Consider the following 26,724-nt stretch of genomic DNA (forward strand, 5'->3'; position numbering starts at 1 on the left):
ATGAAAACCGCATTTCCCATCTGTCAGGTCGACGGTCGCCAGTTCAACGATGTGTCTGCACTGAAGGTGCTGCTGAACGGGCAGACCAGCGGCCGTTATATCATCAGCAAAGGCCGTGGCTGGCACGGTGGCATTCACTTCAATAACCGCATTGCATTCTGGGCACAGCACTTCCAGCCGGTTCAGGCCATGGCCGACGGTGAGCTGGTGGCCTATCGCATGGCGGAAGAGTACCCGACCACCCAGTATCTGGAGAGCACCTCCAGTTACAGCAACAACTTCTGCCTGCTGCGCCATACCTTCCAGAACCCGGATAAAGAAGACGAAAGTTACACTTTCTATTCCCTGTACATGCATCTGCAATCGCAAAAAGAAATCCAGGATTCGATCACAGCGGCGGAGAGTGCGAGCCAGATATCCTATATCCGCTTGAAAAAGAACTGGAACTCTCGGAGTGAGCCGGGAAGTGCAGATTTTGACAAGAAAGTACTACTGCCTAAAGATTCAATCCTGAAGCTTATTGATCCTTCACGAGCAACAGTAACCAAAGACAAGATTAGAAATACCGAATATGACTTTCTTAAAGTCAAGGTAGTCTGCGTCGGTCAGTATGTTGGTAATAAGGATAAAGTTAAGATTCAGAATGAAGCCGATCAGAAGCTGAATCAAGAGGTCTGGCTGGCCATTAAGCAATACGGTGAAGGCACCAATCCGGAAGAGTTTTGGAACAGTTTGGCTGAGCCATTAACCAAACAAATGCCGCCATGGCACACCAAAAATGGCCCGGAAAATAATTTACCCATCGTTGCTGATGGTACCGTCCAGGTGCCCGAACTGCCGGTGAACATTAAAGCCGGCGAACACTTGGGTTATCTGGGTAAGTACGAGTACCTGAAAAATGCCCAGGGTAATATTGATCAGGAATACCGCGTTCATCTCGAAGTTTTCTCAAACGATCGCCCGCCGGAGTATTTCCTGAAAGCGTTGGCTGGTGGACAAGAAGAACATGGCTTTCAGGTGATCGACGGCAGCAGCAGTACCGGCGTCATGGAGCCGGAAAACACCTTCTTCAACGACATTCGCCGCGCAATCGACACAGATAACGACGGCCAGATCTCAGAAAACGAACTGGTTGCCTTCTATCAGGCCGCCACCAACAGACTTGAAAAAGTAATCGCCAAGCACCCGAGTGAGTGGTATTCCAAGGCAGAAGAGCACTGGTTTAATCAAGTATTGGCAATGAGCCAAAAGTTGACAGAAGCAAGTTTAAGCCGATACTTTGATTCGACTGAAAGTTATATGTCGTCGGAATTTCGTAAAAACTTCGTACAGTCATACGACAGTTTTGCCATCCATGAAAAAGAGCGCATCGATAACACCAGTTGGATGCAGGATATCAACCCTGAAAAACTAGAACTAAAGCCAGAGGTGTGGCATTTTTGGCCGCTGGGTGTCACTTCTTTATTAGATGATGAGATGGATGAAAAGTGGCTTACTGTGACTAAAGGACAATTAACATTTGATAGTGAGGGAAATGATATTCCTGGGAATATATTCTTTACACGAAAACCTCATATCCCAAATGAAAATGGCATTGTTGAAGGTGATTCAGGGATAACCTTAGGTCGAGGTTTTGACATCGGTAAAAGAACGAGATCTCAAGTTAAAGAAATTTTAGATAACGCACAATTAGAGTGTAATAATATATCATCTGAATTATATGATTGGCTTCTGGGTGGTGCTGGAAAAATAAAACAGACAGCTTATGATTATTATCTTACATTAGATGCGAAAGTTCCGAAAAGTGATCAGGTGATTACAAGAAAGTTTCAATATGATATTTTTGTGAGTATTTACGGAACATACGAATCAAATGCAAATAGATTAACAACAAGAAAATCAGTAAGAGATGCATACATTGAAGGAAATCAGTTAGATTGGGATGACCTTTCTCAAGAAGTACGAGATGTGATTGTAGATTTGTTATATGTTGGTCATTATACTGGAAGTAAAGACTTAAGAGGTAACTCAAGAGAGAAGGTCGTACCTGCAATCTATAAAGATTTAATCCAGAATGCGTCTGGAACTGGATCGGAATTTTATAAAGTAATGAATGATAGAGTATTTTGGATGACTGATTTTGAAGTTGGTCGAGAAAGATTTATTAAAAGAAGGGATTATTTGTAATGAGAGGTTTTTACTTTTTAGTGTTTCTTTTTTCTGTGCAATCTTTTGCTGATGATATAAATAATTACCGTTATTATCAAAAATGGCAAGCATTTCCCAATGCGAAAGAAAGAGGAGCTATTTATATAAAAGTTAATGACCCATGCATCGTAGTAGAGAATAAAGAAAATGCAAGTAAGAAAAGATACTGTCAGATGTTCCCCAGTCAGCTTAATTTAGAAAATGACTATCCAACAATATATCCAACAGAAATCAATTTCGATGGAGCTAACTTGTTTTTTTATGTCGCAGCTCCATGGTCGGAGCAAAAATGTAGCATAGATTTACCTAATGAGGAAATCAAATGCAGTCCGACTGGTAATTGAGGTTTTTAATATTGAACTGCTTTAAATCATCAGAGGTTAGTCTTCATCTTCTGATTTAAAGCAGTGTGTTGGTTTGGTGGTATTACCAGTTGGAATAAACTGATCTAAGATATGATTATAAAATACGTATTCATAATTTTCACTATAATTACAAGTTATTACTCATTTGCTAATAACAATAAACATTGTTCGGATGCAATCGTCAAATTGATGAAAAATGATGCATTTCATTCAAATGATGGGGAGCATCACAAAGATGAGTTAAAAGCGTACTCCTGTAAAAAAACATCCGATAGTGCCTATACAATAGCCTCATATTTACAGCTCAGTGAGAAAGATAAGAAATATGATTTATATCATTGGCGAGTTTTGTTAATTAAAGATGAGCAGCGTATTGAATCTTCGTATTCAGGATTCATAGAGGAAGAGACTGAGATTGTAGTCGGTGATGATCCAATTTTATTAGACACTCATGACTATTATTTTGATGATAACGTCAAAGCATTTGGCGTGATATTGAGTGTTGGGTATACAGCCCCCTGTTCTACAGGTGGCAGGAATCAGTATTTCAATTTATTTGTTCAAAACCAGAATAATATGAATCAGGTGTTGGTTGATTATCCAATGCAAGATTGGTTTATTTTAAAAGGGAATGCTTGCTATAAAGATCAAAGAGTCATCAAGCAGATAGTAAATTCATCCGTTGAAGTAAAAGAATCAAAAACAAATGGGTTCTACGATTTACTAGTAAAACGTAGAGAAATAATTGAAAATGAACGAGATGAAGTGCTGGATGAGCAACTGAAAGTCATTCACCGCAATAAGCTACTGAAGTTTGATGGTCATTTTTATCAATGATCCGTTGCTGAGCATGTCTTGAGAACGTTAGATAATGAAAGTCAGGTTACCAGCTTTATATTTATTGATGCTTCTGTGGTCATTGAGAACATATGCAGATAATTTATTCAGCTTTGAGTGCCAAATCGACTATACGCAAGACATTGTGAGTGAGCAAGGTCAATATATTAGACTTGCACCTTATCAAACCAATTATGATTTTCAAGAGCTAGGTATTACGGTCGCACCTAAAAATCACCCAGAATATCCAGAAAACTATTTAATTATCAATGAACCTTTGGTTAGAAATTATCATGTCGAAGTTGAAGGTGATAATTTTATTCTGAAAAGCAATGATAAAGTACTCATAAATACGAGTCTTAAAAAGCCTTCAGAGGGTATTGTGATCAATGCAATTGTTCAGCATTTTTCAGAGTCTTACGTGTTAATTAACTTTTCATTTTATAACCCAGATAGCATGTTAAGACAGCTTGATTGGGAAATCATTTTTGATAATTATGATGATAAAATTAACACTAACAATGTCACTAGGGGGATGGATTTTGAACATTCATATAGTATTTACAAATGTATGAATGACCTGGAAGAAACAAATTTTGAAGCCTATCAGAAGTATTGGGGGACACTACTAGAAGCAATACTTCAAAAGAAAATTGAAATAACCCCAGAAAATCCTTATTGATATTTACGTGTAGCCAAATAAATGGGTTCCAGTGTGTGTTTTAGAAAAGCCACTGGAATTCAATTGATAAGCGACCGAAGGTCGATGGATGATAATAAAGTTGAGGTTTAAAGATATAAAATCATGAAAACGAAATTTATTCCAATTTTGTTATTCATCGGATTTTCTGTTGAGGCTTATGCAGATGATATCAATCAATATCGTTATTACCAAATATGGCAAGGGCGACCAAGCGGTGCGGATAAAGGGAGTGTATATATCAAAAAAGATGACCCTTGTATCACTGTTTATAACAAGAAAAATCAGAGTCGAAAGCGATATTGTCAGATGGGAGACAGTCAACTGAATTTAGAGAAAAACTATCCAGCGATTTACCCTATAAGGTTAAGTTTTGATGGTGCTAATCTTTCTTTCCTTGTTGCCGCGCATTGGGCAGAGCAAAAATGTAGAATTCATTTAGACCGTGAAGAGATCCAATGTACGCCAACAGGAAAATAGTCATCTACGCAGGTTAACCAAAAAATGGATTTTATATTGCATTGAATCGATAGCTTGCATGCATCTAAAATCGATTGAAAATAATCCAGAAACATGAATGCCATTAAAAGTTGGCGATAAAGTTACTAAAGATCAGATTATAGCGAAATCAGGTGTTTCTGGTACTAAATCAAAAGGCACATGTGCACCTCATTTACATTTTGAGGTTTCTACAGCACATCAATACAAAAATTCGTATACAAAAATAAATCCTGGTTATTTTGTTGATTATAAATATCATACGCAGCAATCAGACTCAGAAAAGAAATGGCAGTTAGATGTTAGTAAAACTAAGCATAAAGGGCATATTGGAGATCGTAAATTTTATTGGGATGGTCCAGAAGGTTAAATCTATGGGAAGGTTTTTTTATATATTATTAATGGTTTTTTCAATTGATGCCATATCTGAAGTGGATACTAATTCTTTTGAATATAAAGTAGTTTGCAAAGATTTAGAGCAAGGAAGAATGATTGAAGATAGTGATATCGGAGTTTATCCAGAATACGAAATGGACGATGGATATAGTGGGGAGATTGAATTTAATCTTCTGGACGGTAAAATAACTATTATCCACCAAGGATTGTTCATTGCTTCTAAAAGCTTAACTTCAAATGCAGTCAAAATTGATGGTGAACAGATTACTGTGACAATTTCGCCATATAGTTATTATAATTTCCTTTTTGTGACTAAACTTACAAGTATACAATATGTTAATATTGAAAATGAAGGAAATGAAGAAGAAATGTTCACTTGCAATAACCCTAATTCATCAGAAAAAACAAAAGAAATGATGAGGTATGTTAAAGAGATAAAAAGTAAAATATAAAAAATATGATGTGGATGATTTTTTAAATTATAAACTCTGAGAGTAAGTTGATTACACTAGATTATTCTTTGTGTTCCTGAATTAAGATTTGATAGGAAGGTGCGTGAGTTCTGTGAAAAGTATATTTGTATCAGTTTTGCTGCTCTTCAGCATGAAGTCATTTGGTGAACCTGAATCTGGTTGTCTTGAGGACGATCTGAGTATCATCCATCAATATCAACAGGGAAACGATGCTGAATTCAGAGGCAATATAGAATCGATTCAGTGTAAAACACATCCGCAGCATGAAGATATCGTGTTTGCTTCATATATCAAGAGTGAGCATAAAACTGAGCAACATCAGAATTATTTGTGGCGTGTGTTATTGGTTGACCGGAGGACCAAGCGATCAATCGCTAGCTACAAAAATGTCATCGTTGAAGGAGGTGATACACGCATCGATGAGAATAGTATAGTGCTGGATACAGCAAGATATTATTTGAACGATGAAGTCCGTGCATTAGGTGTGCGTTTACATACAGGAGATAAACCGCGATGCGCAGGTTTTCTGGAGAATGATTTCTTGACTTTGTTTGTCCGGAAAGGAGAGAAACTCGTTCCTGTACTCAAAAACATGCCAACCTATTCTTGGAAATTAATCAAAGGTGATCATTGCAATGGCTATGAAGGTGTTATTCAAGAGAAAACCGTTCACACCATTTTGCATTTACTGAATACGAAAACGAATGGGTACAGAGACATTCGGCTCTCAGATAAAGTAGAGGATTATACGTTTGATCCAAAAAGAGGGTCAGAAGAAAGAATGAAACGCGTCAATCAAGTGATTAAGTTCAACGGTGAAGCATATGAAACGCCGTCTGGGCTATTTTTATTGAATGATGTTTCAGAGAGCCAATCTGGTTCAACCCTTTTGGATGAAGTGAACGAAGAATCAGCCGGTGAATATCAACCGCGTGTTAACATTGATGCCTATGGTCTCTATCTTGATCAGATCATGATGAATGAAAATATCATCAAAGCCAGTACATATGCATATCGGGTTGTAGAAGAGAAAGCAGATGGACATCTGAAAGTTGTAAGATTTACTTTTCTTTCCAGTACCAATCAGGAATGTCTCTTCAATATGAACATCGTGAATCACAGTATTCTGTTGAATGATGTCATTTGTATGAATTCATTGTACGACAGAGAAAAAGAACAATTTAATCACTATCTGTATCAGTACGAATATAATGGACTGAATCTGAAAAAATTTGATGAACTGCCGTCAGAAGAAATGTTTTCTTCAATGTTTAACCGTCTGGATCAGTCATTTTCGAATGTGCCTGTCATGGATCAACATGGAAGCTACAAAAGCATGACTAAAAAATGCAAAATAAAAACTGAAGTCAGGAAAAGTGGTTTTGATTCTTTTGATATCAGCAGTGTTTACTGTGATATTGAATCAAAGTTGTGACTTTTATCTTCAATGAGTGCTCTGTGTGTCAAACGGCAAATGGGAAACTGATCTCAATTTGTGGTCCTAACTAGCAGTTGATGTATCAATCTGGTCGCCCTGGTCATGTTGAGCTGGCCTTGACACCCATGATTCATTGTACTCAGAGTTCAATCGGGATGGTGCCGGATGATCGTGAAACGGAAGCACTGTTGTCACAGTATCGAAACCTTGTATCGACTCAATTTGATTTTGAAACCTGCGTGAATAAAGACCAAGATGTGGATGAGTATAGAGAATAATGCAATGAGTAGATTGATCTTTTCAGCAATGCTGCTGTTTTCTCATGTCGCTCAAGCCAGCAGTAGTGACAGTCTGTTTGAGTTTGAATTGAGTTGTGATGATTTGCACAGAGGCGAATATATTACCAACGAGTACGGGACCTATCCAGTCTATGAGATGGAAGATGGTTATAGCGGGAAAGTGGAAATAATTGTCTCCGGTGAGGATGTCTCGATTTACAGAAATGATCTATTGGCCGTCGAAAAGAAGGTGACTTCCGAATCAGTCACCATGGATCCCTTAGGTTTTCTGAAAATAGCAACTGCAGAATATAACTATTATACATTCAGCTTTATCGATGATGAGGCGCTTTTGGTGAATCACGTGTTTACAGAAGGTGATACCGTGAAGGATGCATTTCTGGAGTGCGAGTATGTGCCGGATACCAAGCGGGTGACTGCGCTCTACCAGCATATTCAATCTTTGAAGGTAAATGAATCATGAAACGATTGAAATTGATGGTGTCTGCCCCCTCTTTCTTTCGGTGTGGGCGGGGTCGGCACAGGCCGCGCAAACCCAGTTATGCAGTAATGCCATGATGTCGGTATTGAAGTCTGATGCCCGCAATCAGAATGTTTCTGAATGGAATGAGGATAATTTCAGCTCGGTTGCGTGTAAGCGCTTACCGGGAGAGCCAGACATCATGTTGGGGTCATATTTTCAGCGCCGTTTTATGGATCCGCTCGATGACTCATCTGAGTACCTCTGGCGCGTTGTCTTGGTTGATACAACAACGCATCAGGTGGTTTCTGCTTATACCGGATCAGTTGGCGATGAAGGGGGAATTCGGATTGATAATGATCAGATCTGGCTGGATACCGCGCGTTATTACCTGAACGATGACACCAGAGCCTTCGGGGTCCGGTTAGATATTGGCCATGCTTCCCGGTTTGCAGAGGGTGGCGCGTCTGGCTATATGACGCTCTTTGTGCGCGAGCAGGAAAAGTTACAGCCTGTACTGAAAAGTTTGCCGATGAATTACTGGACGAATCAGGAAGGCCATTTTTCAGTGACCGGTGAGCCTGTCCCGATTCATCAGGCCAAAGTCTATATCAATATCGGAAATAAAATCTCCCATGGATACCGTGATTTAAAACTGACGACCAAAGTCAAAGATAAGATGAGCGATCAATATTTTTCAGATGTTTATCAAAAGGCCTGGAGTTTTGATCAGACGCTGAAATTTGACGGAAAAGCCTATCAGGGATTTAAAGCATGGCCGTGATTTGCGGGACAGAAGGCGAACAGGATTACCTGTTGCCTGTCTTGTTTGATGCCTGTGAATTCGGGGACGAAGGATGATCTTACGTATCTTCTGGCTGGTCATTGTGTTGTTGTCAGGACCGGCGGCAGCCCTTGACGTACACACAGAGAACCGCCGCGACAATGGCGAACCCTATTGTGCGATACAACTCAGTTCACAAGGACAAGTGCTCGAAACGCAATTATGGGGAACCTGGTGTGGCGGTGTTCAAACAGAAGCGGTGTATCGTGACAGTGAGGAACTGCAACAGCTGACCGTGATAGATGACCGGGGCAAGCATTCAACCCGCTATTACATCAATACGGCCGGTCCGCTTGCTATTGCTGCACAAGTGTCTTTCACCCGGCATCCATTCCTGCCAGATTTCCGAATGCATGAACAGCAGGTCTGGCAACCTCTGGCTGTGGAGCTGGACCGGATTCGTTCCTCAGTGGATGTGAATCTTTTATCCACGCTGTACAACTTGCCTCTGGATATCAGCCGCTATTCTCCGGCCCAACTCTTTGACGAGCAAAATTTTTCTTTATTGAATCGTATTGGGCATGTCACCAACGCAGGTTGTCTTGATGGGGAAACTTATGTCTATCTGTGTGAGATCGGGCGTGAGCGTGTGGCCAGTGTTTGTTTCCGCGAGCAAGAAGATCAGGCGTTGATTTACAGGTTTTCTAAAACGGGCACGCAGGAACTCACATTGGCAAAGACGTTGACCAGTCTCGGTGCTATCGACTTATCTTTCCAGCACGGTCATTACAAGTACCAGATTGATTCGCAGGCGCACCAGCTTCGGGTCAGTCTGCAATCACAATTGCTTTTCGAAGCGACATGCAGGTAGTTCACCATGAACCAAATGAAGTCTTTACTTACTGTGCTGAGCTTGATGCTCAGTGCTTCTGTCTGGTCTGAAACCACAGCCGGGGAAAATCCGGTGGCTTTGGTGAGGTCGGTCGAGATTGGTGATCATGCGGTCAGCGTTCAGTTTGCTGATGGGCGAATGCAATCCATCCCGGTGCCCCACGAAATTGAGTCTCTGGATTACAGTGCCCGCTTTTTGGATATCAACTTTGACGGGCATCCTGATTTGGTGATTGACGATAACCTGGGAGAAAATCAGTTATCTGAAGTGTTTTTATATCATCCGAAAGCGCGGTTGTTTTCTCAGGAAGCGGACTGGAAAATGAATGGATTACACTTGAACCCGCGGCGAAAACTGGTGTGCGGTCTGCACCGTATCAGCAATACTCAGTATGAAATTCAGATTCTGACGAAAAATGGCAGCTTCCAACATGTGACATTTGATTACGAGCGAAATGCAGGTACTTCCGAGATGACCCGGCAAAGTTTAAGTCGGGAATTTTTTGAAGCGCTTGAACAGCGTTGCCTGAACTGAGCAGTGAACAATGTATTGCATTACTTGATGAAATCCTAAGTGTCTGCATGCTTGTTTTTTACTCCGAATTCTCTACAAAGCATATGTGTTGATATTCAAGAACGAAAGTGATTGAAGGTTAGTGTTTATGTTTGTGAGATGTATTAAAAATAAGTGTTCTGTCGGATATATATTCATCGTGGTAGTTGATGTTTTATTGCTGTAAGGAAAACTATGTTTTTAATAGTAGTTGTTATGAAATAAATTTTTTCCGCCTATCTTCCCAATAATTTTATCTGTCATCATGTATTAAACAAACCAAAGCTGCCTGCTGATTTATCAAGTAATCCCTTAAATATCATCAACGAAATGTCGCCTTTAGGGTTGAAATCAACGGAAGGTAATAATAATGATGTTTCAACGTTCTTGGCTAAAAGTGTCATGTTTTACAGCTTGTATCGGCTTCATCTCTTCAGTGGCAACTGCTGGGGAAGTACAGGTACTCAGCGCCGTCGTGAAAGGTCAGTCAATCCAGGACGCCGACGTGACCTGGCAGCGTGCCGGTGAAAACTCTGTCAGAGTGAAAACCAACGCACAGGGCAAAGCGGATACCGCTCAGCTGGTTGATGACCTGAATACGACCATGCTGATTGAAAAAGAAGGCTATTCAACGCTGGTTGTAAAATGCCCTTGTGAAGGATTTACCTATGCGTTATCCCCAGAGATGCCAAATCTGGATGGTTTACGTGTTGTCTTAACCTGGGGTAGTTCGCCATCGGATCTGGATTCTCACCTGGTTTTTCCGGGCAACCATGTGTATTTCTCCCAAAAGCAAGGTGATCAGACTCATCTGGATGTTGATGACACCTCATCTTACGGTCCTGAAACCATCACTGTGGTGAAAAAGAAACAGGGCGAGCGATATGTCTATATGGTGCGCGACTTCTCAAATGGCGGCCGCAATGATTCGACGGCTTTGTCTGCCAGTAACGCGCGTGTCGATGTGTATATCGGTAAGACGCATATCAGAAATTACAAAGTGCGTCATGATGTCCGCGCCAATAGCTGGGTCGTCTTCGGCATCGATGGAGAGGGCGCTTTTCACGACATCAATCAGTACCTGTCTTTAGTTAACAACAAAGACATCAACAGCCATCTGGCTGGTGTACTGGCTGCCGACTCCTTTGAATCACACAGTTTGGTGACAGCGGCCATGATCGCTCAGGCAAAACGCCTGAACACGTCTGGCGAAAAAGCCTACCAGGAAAAAGATTATCTGGCTGCCATGTATTACTTCCAGGATGCCATCAACCTCTATCCAGATTTCAGCCAGGCATACAGTAATCTGGGGGTGACCTATCCTAAATTAGACAGACGTGCTGAAGCATTATGGGCCAACCGGAAAGCCATTGAACTGGCTTCCGGTAACCGTGCTGATCGCATTAAAGCCGGGTCTTACTACAATATTGGCCGCATCTATGAAGCTTCTTCTGAGTGGCAAAGTGCTTTGGATAATTTCGAATCGGCATCACGGCTTCGTGAGCATTCTGCTTACCAGAGCGGTATGGAGCGGATGAAAGAGAAACTACACATTCAATAAGTATCTTGCCTGAAAACGCCTGCTGTGCCGGGCGTTTTTCTCATTTTGGATGACGTCATGAAATTTACGTATTTTGTTCTTGTCCTCAGCTTGTGGTCTGGCTGGGCACAGGCTGCCGGGCCGCATAAGATTGCCACAACAGACAGAAACTTATGGCCTGAAGCAATCCACTCACAAGCAGCTTTTGATCGGGCTTCTGCCGCAGAAATACTGCAGTTTGTTCATGTGATGGCGAAAGTACCGCTGGCAAATGAAGAGGATATCTCTCGTTTTACTGGTGTGAAGCAGGTGAGTGTTGACTCTGTTGTGACATGGCGTAGCAAAACGCAGCAGCGAATGCTGGAAGGGTATCGTTTGGCTTCTCACAATCAGTCTGTGAAGCATTGGGACGATCTGGTCAGGATCGCGCGTGAACGCCTGCCTGCTTTTGACAGCCAATGGCGTGAATCCAGTGAACAGTTTTACCACTATTACTTGTTTGAGCAGGTCCGTTTAGCGGCGCTGTTTCCCCGCATCAGCAGTGAGATTCTGACTTTTAACGACACTGAGGTGACAGGGGAGCGCTTTGAAGACGGCGAGTTTTTGCTGACCTACGATGACGGCCCGCACCCCACGCGCACTCAGACACTGATTCATCAACTGAATTACAGAGGCATCCAGGCATACTTTTTTGTGCTGGGGAGTAAGCTGGTTCCGGCTGAACATAAGCACTGGTATCAGTCTCAGTGTCTTGGCTCCCACGGATGGCGACACCATGCACACAAGGTGCTCGATAAATCGAAAGACTCCATTCACAGTACCGATCAGGCAATGGCGCAACTGGCTGCCCTGCCGTCAGATGCCGTCTTCCGCCCGCCTTATGGTATGCGAAGCCCGGCGCTGTCACAGTGGTTACAACGTCAGGGCAAACCTGTTTATCTGTGGACGATTGACAGCCAGGACTGGAATGCCCGTTTGTCATCCCGCCAGGTTGCGGATCGTGTCATGACATTAATGTTGCTCTGGCGAAAGGGGATCGTGCTTTTCCATGACATTCACCCTCACGCAACGGTTGTGCTGAATGATCTTGATGACCTGGTCCATCAGGCTGGGCTGAAATGGCGGTCGTGTTCATAAACAGTGAAAGACGTTGGTCGCAGTACCAGCGTTTTTTCGATCGTCATGACTGAGTTCTGATGACCGGCTTTGTATTTGCGGGCTAGTGGTCGTTTTTATGATAAATCGCAGCATTGTTGATTCAGCTCGGGATAGAATAACGCGCATAGCGAACATAAAAGCAATATTTTACGACTCACCTTGGTAAGGACAGAATAATATTTTATGGCTAGATCAATTCATTTGACGCAATGGCGGCAATGTCTGCTGCTCTTGTGTCTGTCGCTGTTTTCGTTATTCAGTTTTGCGGAAGCGGATAACGAAACATCACAGCAAACACCGGACGTGTTATTTATCGGCAGCGGACCGCTGGTTCCACAGTCCAGCCAGCAATCAATTCCTGTTAACTTTATCAATCTTGATTATGTGGATATCGAGATATTACAGGTGACTGAACCGGGACAATTGCTGAACCGGCATTATCTTCAGGACCAATTATCCAGTTATGATCTGGACAATATCAAGCATGCTTATCAAAGTGTGTTTTCAGATCGCTATACATTGCCGCCCAGCGAGAAAGACGTCCAGACCCCGGCCCGACTGCCGATCCCGCATTCCCTGGATGCAGGTTGGTACATCGTGGTGATTAAAGCACCTGGTACGTTTTACCGCGTGAAAGCCAAGCATATGTTGCTGACCGATGTTGGTATTCAGGCCAGACTCAATACCCGCCAGGCCGCCTTTAGCCTGGCCAGGCTCTCAACGGGCGACGCGCTGACACAAGGTGTGGTCGAGATTTACCGCAACAACGCCTTACTCGACAGTCAGCCTGTTGACCTGCACGGGGTTGCCCGCTTTGATATCCAGACTCAGCGGCAAGATATTGTGATCGCCCGGGTGACAACCCCCAATGAGAGCGGTGTCGCTAAAGAAGAAATGGCGATTCTGCCATTGCGTGAAGCGCCGCTGGATTTGGCAGACAGTGCTGTTGGCGGACGAAAATATCAGGCGACAGAAGCCTATATCTACAGTAACCGTGATTTGGTGAAACCCGGCGAGCGCCTGCCGGTAAACATTCTGCTGCGTGATCAAGACGGCAAGGCCTTATCTCAGCGACCGGTTTCCCTGTCTGTGGTGAATCCATGGAATGAGGAAATATTAAAGGAGCAATTACAGCCTCAGGCCGAGGGGTATTATTTCCGTCAGCTTGAAACAGAGGCAAATTGGAAAACCGGGCGTTACCGCCTCGAAGTCCGTTTAGATCCAACCTCGCCTGAACCCATCAGTGAATACGCATTTCAGCTCGAAGAATTTGTACCTGAGCGGATGGATCTGACATTCCAAAACGCCGCGTCATTTGTTGTCGCGGGTCAGATAAATAAAGTCGAACTGAAGGGGCGCTATCTTTTTGGCAGCCCGGCGGCTGGCAATACAGTGAAATCGGCCGTGACCTATGCGCCCGTTAATCATATTCCGGGCAAGTTTGAAAATTATGTGGTGGGCGTGCCTTTTACGCTGGATGCCAATTATCAGGAACTGAAAGAAGTCGCCCTGTCGGACGAAGGACGTTTCATCGTGAATCTCCCGACGCCTGATCCGAAACAGATCAAAAGTCCGGTCAAAACCGTGGCCAATTTCAGTTTGCTGGAGTCGGGCGGCGCAGCGGTACAGCGTAAGTTCAGTTACGTGACCTGGAAAAATCAGCCGGTTCCCGGCATTAAACCTGAATTTGTCTCTGTGCCATACAATACTGATGCCTTGTTCAAGCTTGCATTGCTCAGTGCTGATGGACAGTCTCTCACCAGCGGTGAACTGGAAGTCACCATGGATTATGACCAGGGGCCCTATTACTGGGTTTACGAAGAAGGTATTGGCTGGGAACGTAAAAAACAGGAACGCTGGAAGCGTGTATCAAGCCAGAAAATCAAGGTCGGCCAGCAGCCGGAAAGTGTGGCGTTTGCCACCAAGTGGGGCGACTATCTGCTGACCGTGACTGATGTGTCGACCGGTGTGTCGTCCAGCTACAGCTTTTATGCCGGTTGGTATGAGGGCAATGAACAGCTGAAAGCCAAACCGGATCATCTGGTGATCCAAACGGATAAACCCGCTTATGCCGCCGGTGAGCAAGCCGCAGTTACAGTGACTGCACCGCTGTCCGGAAGCCTGCTGGTGACACTGGAAGCGGATCAGCTTGTCTGGTCAGAGAGCTATCCGGTTCAGGCCGGTAAGATGACGGTGACTGTCCCTGTTCCGGCATCGCTGGCCCGCCACGATGTGTTCCTGACCACCACACTGACAGGAAAAGACGGACAGACACCCAAGCGCTACTTCGGTATCACACCGCTCAAGTTGGATCGCAGCAGCAGAAAACTGAATGTTGCGCTGGATCTGCCCGATTTGATTCAACCCTCAGAAACGCTTTCTGTCCCTGTGACTGTCGATAACATTGATGCCCAGCAGGGCGGGGAGACCTGGGTCACCCTGTCGATGGTCGATAAAGGGATCATCAACCTGAGCCGTTTCAAGCCGGTGAATCCGCATGATTACTTCTTTGGTCAGCGCCGATACAGTGCGGATGTCATCGACATGTATTCGCGCCTGTATGATCTGCGGCCCGATCCGTTTGCTCAGTCGCGGTTTGGTAGTGATGCTAACGAAGACACCGATAACAAAAATGACGGCCTGGTTGAAAGCAAGTCCATCATTCTGATGACCAAACCGATCAAACTGATAGACGGCAAAGCTGTGGTCGACATGGCCATCCCGGACTACAACGGCGAGGCGCAGATTGTGGCGACTGTCTTTAACGGTTCGCAAGTCGGGCAAGCTGTGCTGGATAAACCCATCAGTGCTCCTGTGGTGGCTGAATTGAGTGTGCCGCGCTTTCTGGTGCCTGGCGACCAATCAAGTGTGACCGTCGATCTTCACAATGTGAGTGGTCACTCTCAGACACTGTCGCTGGCGATTGCAGGCTCAGAAACACTGAACTTCAACCCGCAGCCGGCGACTGAACTGGTGCTGAAAGATGGCGAACACTGGAGCCAGAGTTATCGTTTTGGTGTGTCAGATACCACAATCACCGACCGCGCTTCGCTGACCCTGAGTGTGAACAACCAGGAGATATCGATTGAGCGCGCCTGGGGGATCCCGGTTCGTCCGGTCATGCCCTGGGTGACACAGGCGCAGTCGGTGCTGCTGGATTCGAAAGAGACCTACAATGTCAGCGAGCAGCTGTGGTCTGGCCTGGATGTGGTGCGTGGCAGCATGGGGCACGCTTATTTCAGCCGGACACCGGTACTCAATACCGAGGAGCATGCTCGCGGGCTGTTCCGGTATCCGTATGGTTGTGCCGAACAAACCACCAGTAAAGCCTGGCCATTTCTGTTGGATGAGCCGGAACTGCAGCGATTCAAAGTGCAGGCCCATCAGACGCCTCATGGCAGCGATGATGACGGAGACGATGCGGCATCGACAGACAGGCTGCTGATCGAAAAAGCCGTGCTGCGGCTGAAAACCATGCAGAAAAATAGTGGCGGTTTCTCATTATGGGACAGCAGCGGGCGGGAAAATCCCTGGCTCAGCGGCTATGTGACCGATTTTCTGCTCGCGGCTGACAAACGTTTCCCGGAGGTGGTTCCGGCTTCCATGCTGAGTAAAGCTTCAAATCGCCTCATGGTGTATGTGCGCAATGAATCTGTAACCCGTAATCTGGCCTATGACACGGAATCTGCCAAAGTGGCGCGCGCTTACGCTGCCTATCTGATGAGCAAGCAGGGCAAGCTGAAGTGGAGTGATCTCGACAGCATGAAACTGACGAGCCTGCCGACCCAGCTCAGTTATCTGCATATGGCGGCCAGCTATGCCAACGTCGGTGCCAGTGATGAGGCGGAAGACATGCTCGATGACATCCGGGATTACAACCGCAGGCACAGATACTTCGGCGATTACGGGTCGAACCTGCGTGATGTTGCGAAATCAGTCACGGTAATGCAGGAAATGGCCAGTGATCACTCACTCAAAGGCATCGCACAGGAACTGCAGACCAAGTATCTGGAGCAGTTGATTGATCTGGCAAACACACCCTGGATGAGTACTCAGGAACGTGCGGCTCTGGTGCAGGCATCCGCCCTGACCAACGCAGCAAACCGCGATCAGATTTTCAATCTGTCTGTCAGCGGTCATGCGGTGAGCCAGACAGGGATGTTTAGTCAGCCACTCGCGAATGATATGACCATTCAGAACCTGGATGACCAGCCTGTGTATGTCAAAGTGCTGGCGCAAGGTTATCAGACGTTAAATCGTGGGATCGCCAATGACGCGAACCGCTTTAATACCCTGGATGCCGAACAGGTAGAGCGTAAACTCTACACCATGAAGGGTGAGCCGCTGGCATCGAACCGTGTGAAAGTGGGGGATCGGGTTGTTGTGGTACTCACTGTCACATTGAACGAGCGCGTGAATGACGCCTTGCTGGTTGATAAGATTCCGGCCGGTTTTGTGCTGGAAAACCCGGCACTGAACCAAGGTTTGCCGATTGAACGGGTCCTGCCGGCAGGGATTGAGCTCAAGACTGCGGATCATCAGGAATACCGCAACGATCGCTTTGTGCTGTCTGATGAAATGCGCAAAGGCCAGCAATCCCGCTATGGCTATATTCTGCGTGCCGAAGTACCGGGCACTTTCGCCGTGCCGCCTGTCTTTATCGAGTCAATGTACCGTCCGGAAAAACATCTGGCGTACTGGCAGACGCCGCAAACGATGACGGTGGAAAAGTAACTGTGATGACTCAGGATAATCATTTCTGATGAAACGATTATTGCCCGACCTGCGAGCCACTCTGCCCGTGAAAATGGCAGGGTGGTTTGTTTTCTTTTGGCTGGCAGTCTGTGTACTGAACAAAGTGTGGCCTTTGCCGACGCTGTACCCGGACGGCCCCGCGACAGTGGTTGTCAGCAAGGATGGCGAGATACTGCGCTCATTCGGGGATCGGCAGGGTGTTCATCGTTACAACGTCACACTGGGTGATGTTGATCCTTTCTATATCCAGGCACTGCTCAATTATGAAGATCGCTGGTTTTACTGGCATCCGGGTTTTAACCCTGTGTCTGTGATCCGGGCCGCCTGGCAATGGGCCAGCAATGGCCATGTTGTGTCTGGCGGCTCTACGCTGACCATGCAAGTGGCCAGACTGATTGATCCGCATGCGCGTTCGATTGCCGGTAAGTTGAAACAGCTCTGGCGGGCTTTGCAGCTTGAATGGTATTACAGCAAAGACGAGATACTGACTTTTTATCTGAATCTGGCGCCTTTTGGCGGCAATATCGCCGGAGTTGAAGCTGCCTCCAGGCGGTATTTCAATACCTCAGCCGGCCACCTGACGAAGAACGAGGCCGCTTTGCTGGTGGTTTTGCCGCAAAAACCGTCGCTGTACCGCCCTGACCGATATCCGCACACAGCACAAGCGATGCGCAATAAAGTGTTGGATCGCCTGAACAACAGCGGGTTGCTGGGTGATCAGGCCACAGCCTATCTCAAGCAGGAAGCGGTTGAGCTGAAGCGGTCGGACAACAAGACGCTGGCTCCTTTGCTCAGTCGCATGCTCAGAGAACAGTATCCGGACAGACATGTGATTCAGACAACGCTGGACGGCGTGATTCAGCAGCGGGTCGCCCGCTTACTGACTAAAGTGAAACGCCAGCTGCCTGTGCATTCCTCTGCGGCGGTATTGGTCGTGGATAATCCGACGGGCAATGTGCTCGCGTATCAGGGCTCGGTGGATTTTCAGGATAACAGCCGCTTTGCCCATGTTGATATGATTCAGGCAGTCCGCTCGCCAGGCTCGACACTCAAACCCTTTATCTATGGCATGGCGATCGATCGCGGCATTATTCATACCGAAAGTCTGCTGAGTGATATCCCGACCCGTTTTTCTGATTACAAGCCGCAGAATTTGAATGCGCGGTTTCAGGGCGCCGTCAGTGCGAGCGATGCGCTGAAGCAATCGCTGAATGTGCCTTTGATTCAGGTGTTTCATGCACTGACACCTGAGGTGTTTGACCAGGGCTTACGTCAGGCAGGGGTGCAGCTGCAACACCAGCAGGCCAATCTGACCGTTGGATTAGGCGGGACGGGAACCAATCTGCTGACGCTGGCTGCAATGTACCGCTCGCTCGTCTCTGAGGGGAAATACAGCGCGCTGAATATGGTAAGCGATCATCAGACAGCGCCAGCGTCTGAGAAAAGGCTCCTGAGTGCTGAAAGCGGCTGGATGGTATTTCACACGCTCAGTGCGATCAGTGCGCCGGACCGGGTGGTGCCGCGGGTGCGTCGTGAAGTCGCCTGGAAAACTGGCACCAGTTATGGATACCGCGATTTCTGGTCGGTTGGTGTCAGCGCCAATTACACAGTGGCAGTTTGGGTCGGCCGACCGGATTCATCACCGGTTGTCGGCTATCTGGGGGCCACACAGGCCGCGCCCATCATGTTTGATGTGTTTGATCAGTTACCCGAAGACAACCGTCGGGTCAATCAACCGGCAACAGTGAAACGTCGGCTGATCTGCTGGCCCGGCGGCAGGGCCAAATCAGTCACAGAGGAGGCCAGCTGTGCGTACCAGAAATATGCCTTTACCCGCAATGGCCTGACGCCGCCGACGCTGGAAAGTCATGGTGATTTTGTGGTATCGGATCGCTGGCCCGAAGCGCTGCGTGTCTGGCAGCAACACAAGGGCAGGGTGACCCCTGAACTTTCTGATCAAGCGCCATCTGATCAGAAGCAGCCTGAAACGGGCATCAGGATCATGTCGGTGAACAATGGTCAGCATTATTACCTGTCACAAATAGACGCGATCATACTGAAAAGTAACAAAAAATCGGCAGAAGTATTCTGGTATGTCAATCACCAGCCGTTTCATGACCGTCAGCTCAATCTGACGCACTATCAGGGAGAGCTGACTCTGACCGCGTGTCAGGGGCTGCAATGCGACAAGAAAGTTATTGTGGTTCACCGCTGAAGCTTGGTGGTTACAGAGCGGTTCAGAAGCTGGTCGTCGGTAAGATCGCCAACCGGCGGCTAGCTGAGCGACTTGCTGGTATTCTCTGAGTCCGGATGTAACCGCATTTTTTGCCTGTCGATCCTCCATTTGGAAATCAGGTCAAAAATCAGATGACTGCTTCGCCAGCGCACCTGATGCAGGGATGCAGACGTACCATGAATGGCGACAGCCGGCATGGCGGAAATCCCTTGCTGTTTGAGATCGCTGACAATACTGAGCTGCTGAAAATAGCGCAGCGAGTAGCGAACCCGGCGTCTGAAATAGAGCTTGTAGTCCTGCCAGCGTAACAAGCTGAGGTGAGCGTAAATGAATACAGCTTTCACGCAAACGCCAATGCGCTGTTTGGGTAAATCCGTACCGCTGCAAAGATTGGTTGCTGAGAGAAATCCCAGCATGCTGTCGTCACCGATTAATCCGACGGGCAATTTCACGTGATGGCTGGTCAATGTCTGAATAAATAAAGGTGAAAGCAGGTATAAACCACCGGCCAGATCATGATTCTGCTGCATTCTGTGTTGCATCTGCTTACTGCTTCTTCCCTGATCACAAGGAAAACCTGAAATGGCATTGTAGTGCGGTTGGGCAAGGTGGCAGTCAACAATATGTTGAAAGGCATTCTGGCCAAATGTCAGATCGCCATCAGCAAAAACGGCCACTGAATGGCCGTCATAATACTGATAGATAAAGGTATTCCAGGCGTTTGATTTGTCACCGATTTCAATTAAAACCGGGTGAATACTGGGACGGGTATCAGCAAGACGAGACACAATATCATAAGTCTGATCGGTACAGCCGTTGATCATGACAAACACTTCATACGGATAACTGCCGCAGTTTTCCATCACGCTTCCAATACAGCTGGCAATGCTTTCCTCCAGGTTGTATGCAAACAGGCAAATCTGAACCTTGATCATCTCACCATTCCCGGCAACCGCTATCCCTTATTGGAATAACTATATACGGGTTTTTGAACACAGCCCAAATTCAAAATAAGCGCGTGAAGGTTGCACTGTTATTCACCGCGCGGAATATTCTGCAAATGGAGAATAAAATCTTCCGCAGCCATTGTTTCGTCATTAAAGAAGCGAAAAATTTCACTGGATGTGGCGCGCTGGGCTATTGGACTGACGGCCATAGAATCAACAATGCTGGGAATTAACTGCCCAGATTTTGACGCTTTCTCCATGTCGGCTTTGGCATTGACTGAGCAGCTGTTGTAGCCCTTCAGGGGGATATCGTTTCGTGCCGGAATGGCACCTTTCAAGGCATTAAACGATTGCTGAAAGTCTGGCGAAGATAATGTTTTGCTGACGATTTGAGCTGTGTCCGCATTGGTGCGCGGGCTGTCGAACAGTGCGAAGCTGTCCATATTATAAATAAAGCCTGTCTGTTTGGATGGGGTCGGGTAGCAGCCAATGGCGGAAGGCACTGCGATGTTATTGGCGAGCAGATCTCCCAGAACCCAGTCACCAGAGATCTGGAATGCCCGCTCGCCCTCTATCAGTAATTGCGTCCCCTCATCCCAGCGCATGTGAGACATGCCGGGTTTGACCAGTTGGCTGATCGCGCGGAAACGCTCAAGGATGTCGTACGTGGTCTGGCTGTTGAGTGCCTGCGGCTCCATATTGATAAAGGCGCGCCGGTAGTAATCCGCTCCGCCATAGCCAAAGGCAAGATTTTCAAACAAGAGTGCCACCTGCCAGGGGTCTTTACCCAGTGCCAGTGGCTCTACACCGTTTTGTTTTAACCGGGTAAATACGTCGATCAAGGCATCCCAGCTGGTAGGCACGGCTAAACCGTACCGGCGCAGGACGCTACGATTGATCCACATCCAGTTCAACCGGTGGACCGTGATGGGGATCGCCACATAGTGGCCCTGATACTGGTTGGTGTCCTGTGCGATCGGCAGCAGATTTTGCTGCCAGTTTTGTTCAGCCGCCACCTGGTCCAGTTTATGAAGAAACCCCAGGGCGGCCCAGGACTGAATTGACGGGCCTTCCAGTTGTACGATATCGGGTGGCGTGCCTGCAATCGCGCGGGCCTGGAGGATCGACATAGCTGTGTCGCCCCCTCCGCCTTGTACGGGCAGATCCAGAATCGACACGCCGGCATCCTGCAGGGCTTTTGTTGCCAGATTGAAAGCGGCAACTTCACCTTTGGCGGTCCACCAATGCAGAAATTCCACTTCCTGAAAGGCAGTGGCGGGTGGTGTCTGGGCGTTTGCTTTTGATCCGGTACCGGAGACAGTGAATACCAGCAGGCTCATGAAAAAGAAAAACTTCATTCGTCTCTCATCAATTGAATATAAACAATCAGTCCCTGTTCAGGGTGGTTTTGCAGGGTGAGATCGCCGCCGTGGCTGCGAGCAATACTGCGGGATATGGTGAGGCCAAGACCGGAACCCAGCTCATCTTGCGGGTTCACCCGGAAATAGGGCTCGAACACTTTTTCTGTCCACTTTTTATCCAGACCCGGGCCGTAATCTCTGAACGTCAGCAGAATACTGTCAGCTGTTGATTTCAGTTTGATATCGACTTTTTCGCCGTATTTCACGGCATTGTCCACGATGTTATACAGGCAACGTTTCACGGCCAGCGGTTTGCCCAGGTAATGCACCGGTTCACCGGGACTGAGCTGAACCTTGTCAGTATTCCGGTTGTAGTAACTGGCACACTGTTCAACCATCTGGGTCACATCGATCCACTCAGGCTCTTCGTGAATGTCTGTGTCCCGAATACATTGCAAGGCACCTTTCAACATCAAATCAAATTCATCGAGTATTTTTTCGAATCTGGCTTTTGCTTGTTCATCATCAAGCATTTCAGTGCGTAATTTCAGACAAGCCAGAGGCGTTTTCAAATCGTGGGAGATTGCGCCAAACAGCATTTCTCTGTCCCGGATATAGGCGCGGACCCGACGATTCATTTTGTTGAATGCGCGAACCGCAGCCCGGGTTTCCTTACTGCCTTCTTCTTCGACTTCCTGTACATAGAGTTGCCCGCTCATCAGCGTCGCCGCTTTTGCCAGCCGGCGAATCGGGCGAATTTCCAGGCGCAATAACCACACGGTACACAGCACCAGTAACAGAGAGGAAATGCCGAGGAACATCAACTGCTTTTGATCGATAAACTGCGGTGACAATGCTGAGAAGGGGACAGGTAATGTCGCAGCCAGATAGAACCATTCCTGTTCCGACATCTGGATTTGCATCACGACAATCGGCAAATCCATATCGCCCAGTGCCAGGCTGTACCCCGCCCATATTTCCGGCAGAGCATCCAGTTTAATGCCTGAGTTAAAAACCCGCAGATCCTGACGGCGACTCAGAGATACACTGGCCTGCTCGGCATGAGGTATTTTTTTGCTCAGGACGTCATGTGCCGCGGACAGCAGAATATCAGTGCGTGAATTATTGGCAGGAGGCACAACAGGTAATTGGTGTTGATTGATCGATATGAAGAAACGGGTGCCGCCCATTTCACGGATCTGGTTCAGAATAAGGTAGCGATAATTGACTGGCAGCGCATGAAAATAATTATACGTGTCGGCCGCATTCGACATCAGGCTGACCATGGTCTTTTGCAGGTTCTCGACTTCCTTTTTGGCGCTGGACTGATACCAGATCAGCCCGGCAATCAGCTCGGCAATCATAATGATGATCAGCAAGGTCGCCCCAATCCGAAACGTAATGGATGAACACAGCGATTGCAGGGTTGTTAGTTTTAGCAAAGGCGGCGTATTCATACACTATGAACATCGCTGGCCAGCATATAGCCTTTGTTTCTGACCGTCAGAATCAGCGAGCGCTCTTCGTCGTGAAGGTGTTTTCTCAGGCGGCTGATTTGTACATCGATACCACGCTCAAAAGGGTCTGCATCCCGGCCCCAGATACAACGTGCGATATCGTCCCGGCTCAGCAACTGGTGGGGTTTTTCCAGCATCAGGCTGATCAGGTTAAAGTCTGCGCCTGAAAGCGCTACCACTTCGCCACTCGGGCTGATGAGTCGTCGTTTGATCAGATCGCACGTCCAGCCCGAAAACTGCAACTGATGCGTCGCTGTTTCACCCTGCGCCGGTTGCGTTCGCCGCAACAAAGCTTTAATGCGGGCGAGCAGTTCCCTGGGGCTAAAGGTTTTGGTGATGTAATCATCCGCCCCGATTTCAAGACCTGCAATGCGATCAATTTCGTCGGTGACGGCGGTGAGCATGATGATAGGCACGTTCGAGCGCTGGCGAATTTGCCGGCATAAGGTGAGTCCATCATCGCCAGGCATCATGATATCGAGGATGATCAGATTTGGTTCGGCACGGTGGAAATGCTCCCACATTTCGTCACCGTCACCGGCGGTCAGCACATGGAATTCTGATCGCCCAAGATATTCTGTGAGTGCATCTCGGAGTTCCTGATTATCGTCAACGACGAGTATGGTTTTCATTTCCCTGAGGTTTTTCATACCTGACCAAGTTGCATAGTTCGATACTGTATCTGATACATCATTTCTTATGGCAAGGCTACCTGTATAGCGCAAATTTCACGCACTGTGCAATCTGGGTATGTAACAGGCTACTTACAAACTCATAGGTTTTTGTAACCTTCAGCACGCTGCTTTTCATTACCTTATGACTGTACCCCTACCAATACATGAAGGATCGAAAAATGATTAGTAGCACCTTTGGGTTATTACAACGGATAGGCAGGTCGCTGATGCTGCCTGTTGCTGTCCTGCCTGTCGCGGGTTTACTGCTGGGGATAGGTTCAGCGAACTTCTCCTGGATGCCGGGCCTGGTCTCAGACATCATGGCGATGTCGGGCGATGCCGTGTTCAGTAATCTGGCACTGATCTTTGCGATTGGCGTGGCGCTGGGCCTGTCAGACAATGACGGCGCTGCAGGTCTGGCAGCGACTGTGGGTTTCGCGACTATGACAGCGACCATGGGCGTGATGGCAAAACTCCATGGCATTGAACCGGCCACCATTATCGGGATCCCAAGCCTGAACACCGGGGTTTTTGGCGGGATCATGATAGGGGCTGTAGCGGCTTCTCTGTTTAATCGTTTTCACAATATCAGACTCCCTGAATACCTGGGTTTTTTTGCCGGCAAACGTTCTGTACCCATTATCACCGGTATCACAGCCATCTTCCTGGGCATCTTCCTGAGCTATGTCTGGCCACCCATCGGGAATGCGATTGACAGTTTCTCGCACTGGGCGGCCTACCAAAGTCCGACGACTGCATTTGGTCTTTATGGCCTGGTGGAGCGCTCGCTGATCCCATTCGGATTGCATCATATCTGGAATGTGCCTTTCTTCTTCGAAGTGGGTGAGTATGTCGATCCTGAAACCGGTAAAGTCATTAAGGGCGAAATCCAGCGTTATCTGGCTGGCGACCCGACTGCGGGCAATCTGGCCGGGGGATATCTGTACTCCATGTGGGCACTGCCTGCGGTTGGTCTGGCGATTTACCACTCGGCACGTCCTGAAAAGCGTGCGCTGGTTGGCGGTATCATGGCATCAGCAGCATTAACCTCCTGGCTGACGGGTATCACTGAGCCGATGGAATTCGCATTTCTGTTCGCCGCGCCGGTACTGTATGTGATTCACTGTATTCTGACCGGCCTGGGTTTTGCGCTGATCACCAGTCTGGATATTCACCACAGTGTGACTTTTGCCCATGGTGCAATCGACTTCCTGATTTACTACCCGCTGTCGCAGAATGCGTGGCTGTTTATTCTTATTGGCCCTGTGTGGGCGCTGATGTACTACACCATTTTCCGTGTGCTGATCGCCAAGCTGAATTTGATGACTCCCGGCCGGGAAAGTGATGAGTCTGAGGTCAGTCATCTGTCTGAAATCGGTAATGAGCTGGCGCATACGCTGGTTCAGGCACTGGGCGGCAAGGACAACATCAAAAATGTAGATGCCTGTATCACCCGGCTGCGTGTCAGCGTGCGCGATATCAGTCGTGCGGATATTCCGAAAATTAAACAACTGGGCGCACGTGAAGTGCTGGTGGTCGGCGATAATCTGCAGGCCATCTTTGGAACCCAGTCAGATAACATTAAAACTGAGATTAATGCCGTTCTCGTTGCTTCAAACTGATACAACTCAGGGCGGTTGATTCCGCCCTTTTTATTTTTGTTCGTTGAAGAAAAGGAATAGAAAATGCGTTTTAAAACTACTTCACTGGTGGCTGGATTACTGGCAACAGCAAGCTGCATGACTCCGGTTGCTCAGGCGGCGCCATTGGATGTCAATCAGGATAATCTGTATTTTCTCAGTCCGCATCCGGATGATATTTTGCTCACTTTTGGCGGTTTGATTAATAAATTGTCAAAAGAAGGGACGCTGGCACAAAAAACAAATGTTACCGAGGTGTACTTTTCACTGTCTAACTACACGACCAACCATTTAAATGAGCTGACGAATAAGCGCGTCTTTGATGTGTCGACCATGCGTTACAAAGAAGATTTTGAAGCGCATATCAAGATGTTCTCCAAATGGGATCATTTCCGCTATAAGACCGCTGGTTTTTATGATGCACCATTGCGCAAATATGAAGGTTCTCCAACTGCTGGAGGCGGCCCTGCCGGTACTTTTTCCGATTTTCGTCAGGATGAAATCGGGATTTATGAACGTATCGCCGCAGACGTGACACCCATTCTGAAACAGGAGAACTGCGCCGCGTTTGTGCTGCTGGCCAATGGCAGCCATATCGACCATTTCATCGTTCGTGAAGCGGTCATGAAAGCGGCGCATGATCTGGGGGCAGAGGCGAAGTGTCAGATTTATTTTGGTGAAGATCAGCCATACACAGGCTCGAATCCAGACAATGCCATGGATGAGGTGAACAGCATTCAGGCGCGTCTGCCGGCGAACGCAATCACGCCAATGACATTCTGGATTGATAAACAACAAAAAATTGATTCGTTTAAAGAGTTTTATCTGAGTCAGTATGATCTGGGTTACATCCCGCCTCTGGAAAGCACCGACTACGAAACCATTTATAAGTGGGATAAAACCACATACAGCGCATTGCAGCCGCATGCACATTGTCAGTCGACCTATTGTAATTTGCAGTAACGGACATGTTCAGTTCCCCCTGACATATCCG

General features: G+C 47.1%; 22 protein-coding genes. 18 read left to right on the plus strand and 4 right to left on the minus strand.

Annotated features, from left to right (window positions below; genetic code table 11):
• From P4S53_RS06490 to pbpC, 16 genes are all read left to right on the plus strand, one after another.
• The gene (locus P4S53_RS06490) at positions 1-2,187 is read left to right on the plus strand and encodes a pesticin C-terminus-like muramidase (protein WP_337111955.1); all 2,187 of its coding nucleotides are present in this window, start codon (positions 1-3) and stop codon (positions 2,185-2,187) included.
• A complete protein-coding gene (locus P4S53_RS06495) occupies positions 2,187-2,552 on the plus strand; it encodes a hypothetical protein (RefSeq protein WP_337111956.1) in 366 nt (121 codons plus the stop codon). The genes P4S53_RS06490 and P4S53_RS06495 overlap by 1 nt, the downstream gene beginning before the upstream one ends.
• Positions 2,553-2,762: 210 nt before the next feature.
• The gene (locus P4S53_RS06500; RefSeq protein ID WP_337111957.1) at positions 2,763-3,410 is read left to right on the plus strand and encodes a hypothetical protein; all 648 of its coding nucleotides are present in this window, start codon (positions 2,763-2,765) and stop codon (positions 3,408-3,410) included.
• A gap of 145 nt (positions 3,411-3,555) precedes the next feature.
• The gene (locus P4S53_RS06505) at positions 3,556-4,092 is read left to right on the plus strand and encodes a hypothetical protein (RefSeq protein WP_337111958.1); all 537 of its coding nucleotides are present in this window, start codon (positions 3,556-3,558) and stop codon (positions 4,090-4,092) included.
• Between the two features lie 123 nt (positions 4,093-4,215).
• The gene (locus tag P4S53_RS06510; RefSeq protein ID WP_337111959.1) at positions 4,216-4,590 is read left to right on the plus strand and encodes a hypothetical protein; all 375 of its coding nucleotides are present in this window, start codon (positions 4,216-4,218) and stop codon (positions 4,588-4,590) included.
• Positions 4,591-4,687: 97 nt separating this feature from the next.
• Complete coding sequence (locus P4S53_RS06515) at positions 4,688-4,978, plus strand: hypothetical protein (protein ID WP_337111960.1); 291 nt, start codon at positions 4,688-4,690, stop codon at positions 4,976-4,978.
• Positions 4,979-4,982: 4 nt separating this feature from the next.
• Positions 4,983-5,456 carry a hypothetical protein gene (locus P4S53_RS06520; RefSeq protein ID WP_337111961.1) on the plus strand — a complete coding sequence of 158 codons (474 nt, stop codon included), beginning with the start codon at positions 4,983-4,985 and terminating at the stop codon, positions 5,454-5,456.
• A 103-nt stretch (positions 5,457-5,559) separates the two neighbouring features.
• The gene (locus P4S53_RS06525) at positions 5,560-6,912 is read left to right on the plus strand and encodes a hypothetical protein (RefSeq protein WP_337111962.1); all 1,353 of its coding nucleotides are present in this window, start codon (positions 5,560-5,562) and stop codon (positions 6,910-6,912) included.
• A gap of 285 nt (positions 6,913-7,197) precedes the next feature.
• On the plus strand, positions 7,198-7,677 hold the full coding sequence (locus P4S53_RS06530; RefSeq protein ID WP_337111963.1) for a hypothetical protein: 480 nt from the start codon (positions 7,198-7,200) through the stop codon (positions 7,675-7,677).
• The gene (locus tag P4S53_RS06535; protein WP_337111964.1) at positions 7,667-8,458 is read left to right on the plus strand and encodes a hypothetical protein; all 792 of its coding nucleotides are present in this window, start codon (positions 7,667-7,669) and stop codon (positions 8,456-8,458) included. The genes P4S53_RS06530 and P4S53_RS06535 overlap by 11 nt, the downstream gene beginning before the upstream one ends.
• Before the next feature lie 73 nt (positions 8,459-8,531).
• Entirely contained in the window at positions 8,532-9,329 is a 798-nt protein-coding gene (locus tag P4S53_RS06540) for a hypothetical protein (protein ID WP_337111965.1), read from the plus strand.
• Between the two features lie 15 nt (positions 9,330-9,344).
• Complete coding sequence (locus tag P4S53_RS06545; protein ID WP_337111966.1) at positions 9,345-9,884, plus strand: hypothetical protein; 540 nt, start codon at positions 9,345-9,347, stop codon at positions 9,882-9,884.
• A 388-nt stretch (positions 9,885-10,272) separates the two neighbouring features.
• Positions 10,273-11,463 carry a tetratricopeptide repeat protein gene (locus P4S53_RS06550; protein WP_337111967.1) on the plus strand — a complete coding sequence of 397 codons (1,191 nt, stop codon included), beginning with the start codon at positions 10,273-10,275 and terminating at the stop codon, positions 11,461-11,463.
• A gap of 57 nt (positions 11,464-11,520) precedes the next feature.
• Positions 11,521-12,579, plus strand: coding sequence for a polysaccharide deacetylase family protein (locus P4S53_RS06555; RefSeq protein WP_337111968.1), 1,059 nt, complete (start codon positions 11,521-11,523; stop codon positions 12,577-12,579).
• Between the two features lie 204 nt (positions 12,580-12,783).
• Positions 12,784-17,334 (plus strand): alpha-2-macroglobulin family protein, encoded by a 4,551-nt coding sequence (locus P4S53_RS06560; RefSeq protein WP_337111969.1) that lies wholly within the window; start codon positions 12,784-12,786, stop codon positions 17,332-17,334.
• Between the two features lie 28 nt (positions 17,335-17,362).
• Positions 17,363-19,570 (plus strand): penicillin-binding protein 1C, encoded by a 2,208-nt coding sequence (pbpC, locus tag P4S53_RS06565; RefSeq protein WP_337111970.1) that lies wholly within the window; start codon positions 17,363-17,365, stop codon positions 19,568-19,570.
• Between the two features lie 59 nt (positions 19,571-19,629).
• Here the strand turns inward: pbpC and P4S53_RS06570 are convergent, their stop codons facing one another.
• The 4 genes from P4S53_RS06570 to P4S53_RS06585 form a co-directional block, all read right to left on the minus strand.
• The gene (locus P4S53_RS06570; protein WP_337111971.1) at positions 19,630-20,526 is read right to left on the minus strand and encodes a glycosyltransferase family A protein; all 897 of its coding nucleotides are present in this window, start codon (positions 20,524-20,526) and stop codon (positions 19,630-19,632) included.
• 98 nt (positions 20,527-20,624) lie between these two features.
• The gene (locus P4S53_RS06575) at positions 20,625-21,896 is read right to left on the minus strand and encodes an ABC transporter substrate-binding protein (RefSeq protein ID WP_337111972.1); all 1,272 of its coding nucleotides are present in this window, start codon (positions 21,894-21,896) and stop codon (positions 20,625-20,627) included.
• On the minus strand, positions 21,893-23,341 hold the full coding sequence (locus P4S53_RS06580) for an ATP-binding protein (RefSeq protein ID WP_337111973.1): 1,449 nt from the start codon (positions 23,339-23,341) through the stop codon (positions 21,893-21,895). The genes P4S53_RS06575 and P4S53_RS06580 overlap by 4 nt, the downstream gene beginning before the upstream one ends.
• A gap of 11 nt (positions 23,342-23,352) precedes the next feature.
• Positions 23,353-24,048, minus strand: a complete 696-nt coding sequence (locus P4S53_RS06585; protein WP_337111974.1) for a response regulator transcription factor — start codon at positions 24,046-24,048, stop codon at positions 23,353-23,355.
• A 221-nt stretch (positions 24,049-24,269) separates the two neighbouring features.
• Here P4S53_RS06585 and ptsG point away from each other — a divergent pair, with 221 nt between their 5' ends.
• Together ptsG and P4S53_RS06595 are read left to right on the plus strand one after the other, a co-directional pair.
• Positions 24,270-25,712 (plus strand): glucose-specific PTS transporter subunit IIBC, encoded by a 1,443-nt coding sequence (ptsG, locus tag P4S53_RS06590; protein WP_337111975.1) that lies wholly within the window; start codon positions 24,270-24,272, stop codon positions 25,710-25,712.
• Between the two features lie 63 nt (positions 25,713-25,775).
• Complete coding sequence (locus P4S53_RS06595; RefSeq protein WP_337111977.1) at positions 25,776-26,693, plus strand: PIG-L family deacetylase; 918 nt, start codon at positions 25,776-25,778, stop codon at positions 26,691-26,693.
• Positions 26,694-26,724: the final 31 nt, after the last annotated feature.

It is taken from the genome of Photobacterium sp. Hal280 (assembly GCF_037162255.1).
GTDB lineage: Bacteria > Pseudomonadota > Gammaproteobacteria > Enterobacterales > Vibrionaceae > Photobacterium.

Bases quoted from the DNA above. Each gene is read 5' to 3' on its own strand.
- P4S53_RS06490 (WP_337111955.1), top strand. From the start codon at position 1: ATGAAAACCGCATTTCCCATCTGTCAGGTCGACGGTCGCCAGTTCAAC.
- P4S53_RS06495 (WP_337111956.1), top strand. From the start codon at position 2,187: ATGAGAGGTTTTTACTTTTTAGTGTTTCTTTTTTCTGTGCAATCTTTT.
- P4S53_RS06500 (WP_337111957.1), top strand. From the start codon at position 2,763: ATGAAAAATGATGCATTTCATTCAAATGATGGGGAGCATCACAAAGAT.
- P4S53_RS06510 (WP_337111959.1), top strand. From the start codon at position 4,216: ATGAAAACGAAATTTATTCCAATTTTGTTATTCATCGGATTTTCTGTT.
- P4S53_RS06515 (WP_337111960.1), top strand. From the start codon at position 4,688: ATGCCATTAAAAGTTGGCGATAAAGTTACTAAAGATCAGATTATAGCG.
- P4S53_RS06520 (WP_337111961.1), top strand. From the start codon at position 4,983: ATGGGAAGGTTTTTTTATATATTATTAATGGTTTTTTCAATTGATGCC.
- P4S53_RS06530 (WP_337111963.1), top strand. From the start codon at position 7,198: ATGAGTAGATTGATCTTTTCAGCAATGCTGCTGTTTTCTCATGTCGCT.
- P4S53_RS06535 (WP_337111964.1), top strand. From the start codon at position 7,667: ATGAATCATGAAACGATTGAAATTGATGGTGTCTGCCCCCTCTTTCTT.
- P4S53_RS06540 (WP_337111965.1), top strand. From the start codon at position 8,532: ATGATCTTACGTATCTTCTGGCTGGTCATTGTGTTGTTGTCAGGACCG.
- P4S53_RS06545 (WP_337111966.1), top strand. From the start codon at position 9,345: ATGAAGTCTTTACTTACTGTGCTGAGCTTGATGCTCAGTGCTTCTGTC.
- P4S53_RS06550 (WP_337111967.1), top strand. From the start codon at position 10,273: ATGATGTTTCAACGTTCTTGGCTAAAAGTGTCATGTTTTACAGCTTGT.
- P4S53_RS06555 (WP_337111968.1), top strand. From the start codon at position 11,521: ATGAAATTTACGTATTTTGTTCTTGTCCTCAGCTTGTGGTCTGGCTGG.
- P4S53_RS06560 (WP_337111969.1), top strand. From the start codon at position 12,784: ATGGCTAGATCAATTCATTTGACGCAATGGCGGCAATGTCTGCTGCTC.
- pbpC (WP_337111970.1), top strand. From the start codon at position 17,363: ATGAAACGATTATTGCCCGACCTGCGAGCCACTCTGCCCGTGAAAATG.
- P4S53_RS06570 (WP_337111971.1), bottom strand. From the start codon at position 20,526: ATGATCAAGGTTCAGATTTGCCTGTTTGCATACAACCTGGAGGAAAGC.
- P4S53_RS06575 (WP_337111972.1), bottom strand. From the start codon at position 21,896: ATGAAGTTTTTCTTTTTCATGAGCCTGCTGGTATTCACTGTCTCCGGT.
- P4S53_RS06585 (WP_337111974.1), bottom strand. From the start codon at position 24,048: ATGAAAACCATACTCGTCGTTGACGATAATCAGGAACTCCGAGATGCA.
- ptsG (WP_337111975.1), top strand. From the start codon at position 24,270: ATGATTAGTAGCACCTTTGGGTTATTACAACGGATAGGCAGGTCGCTG.
- P4S53_RS06595 (WP_337111977.1), top strand. From the start codon at position 25,776: ATGCGTTTTAAAACTACTTCACTGGTGGCTGGATTACTGGCAACAGCA.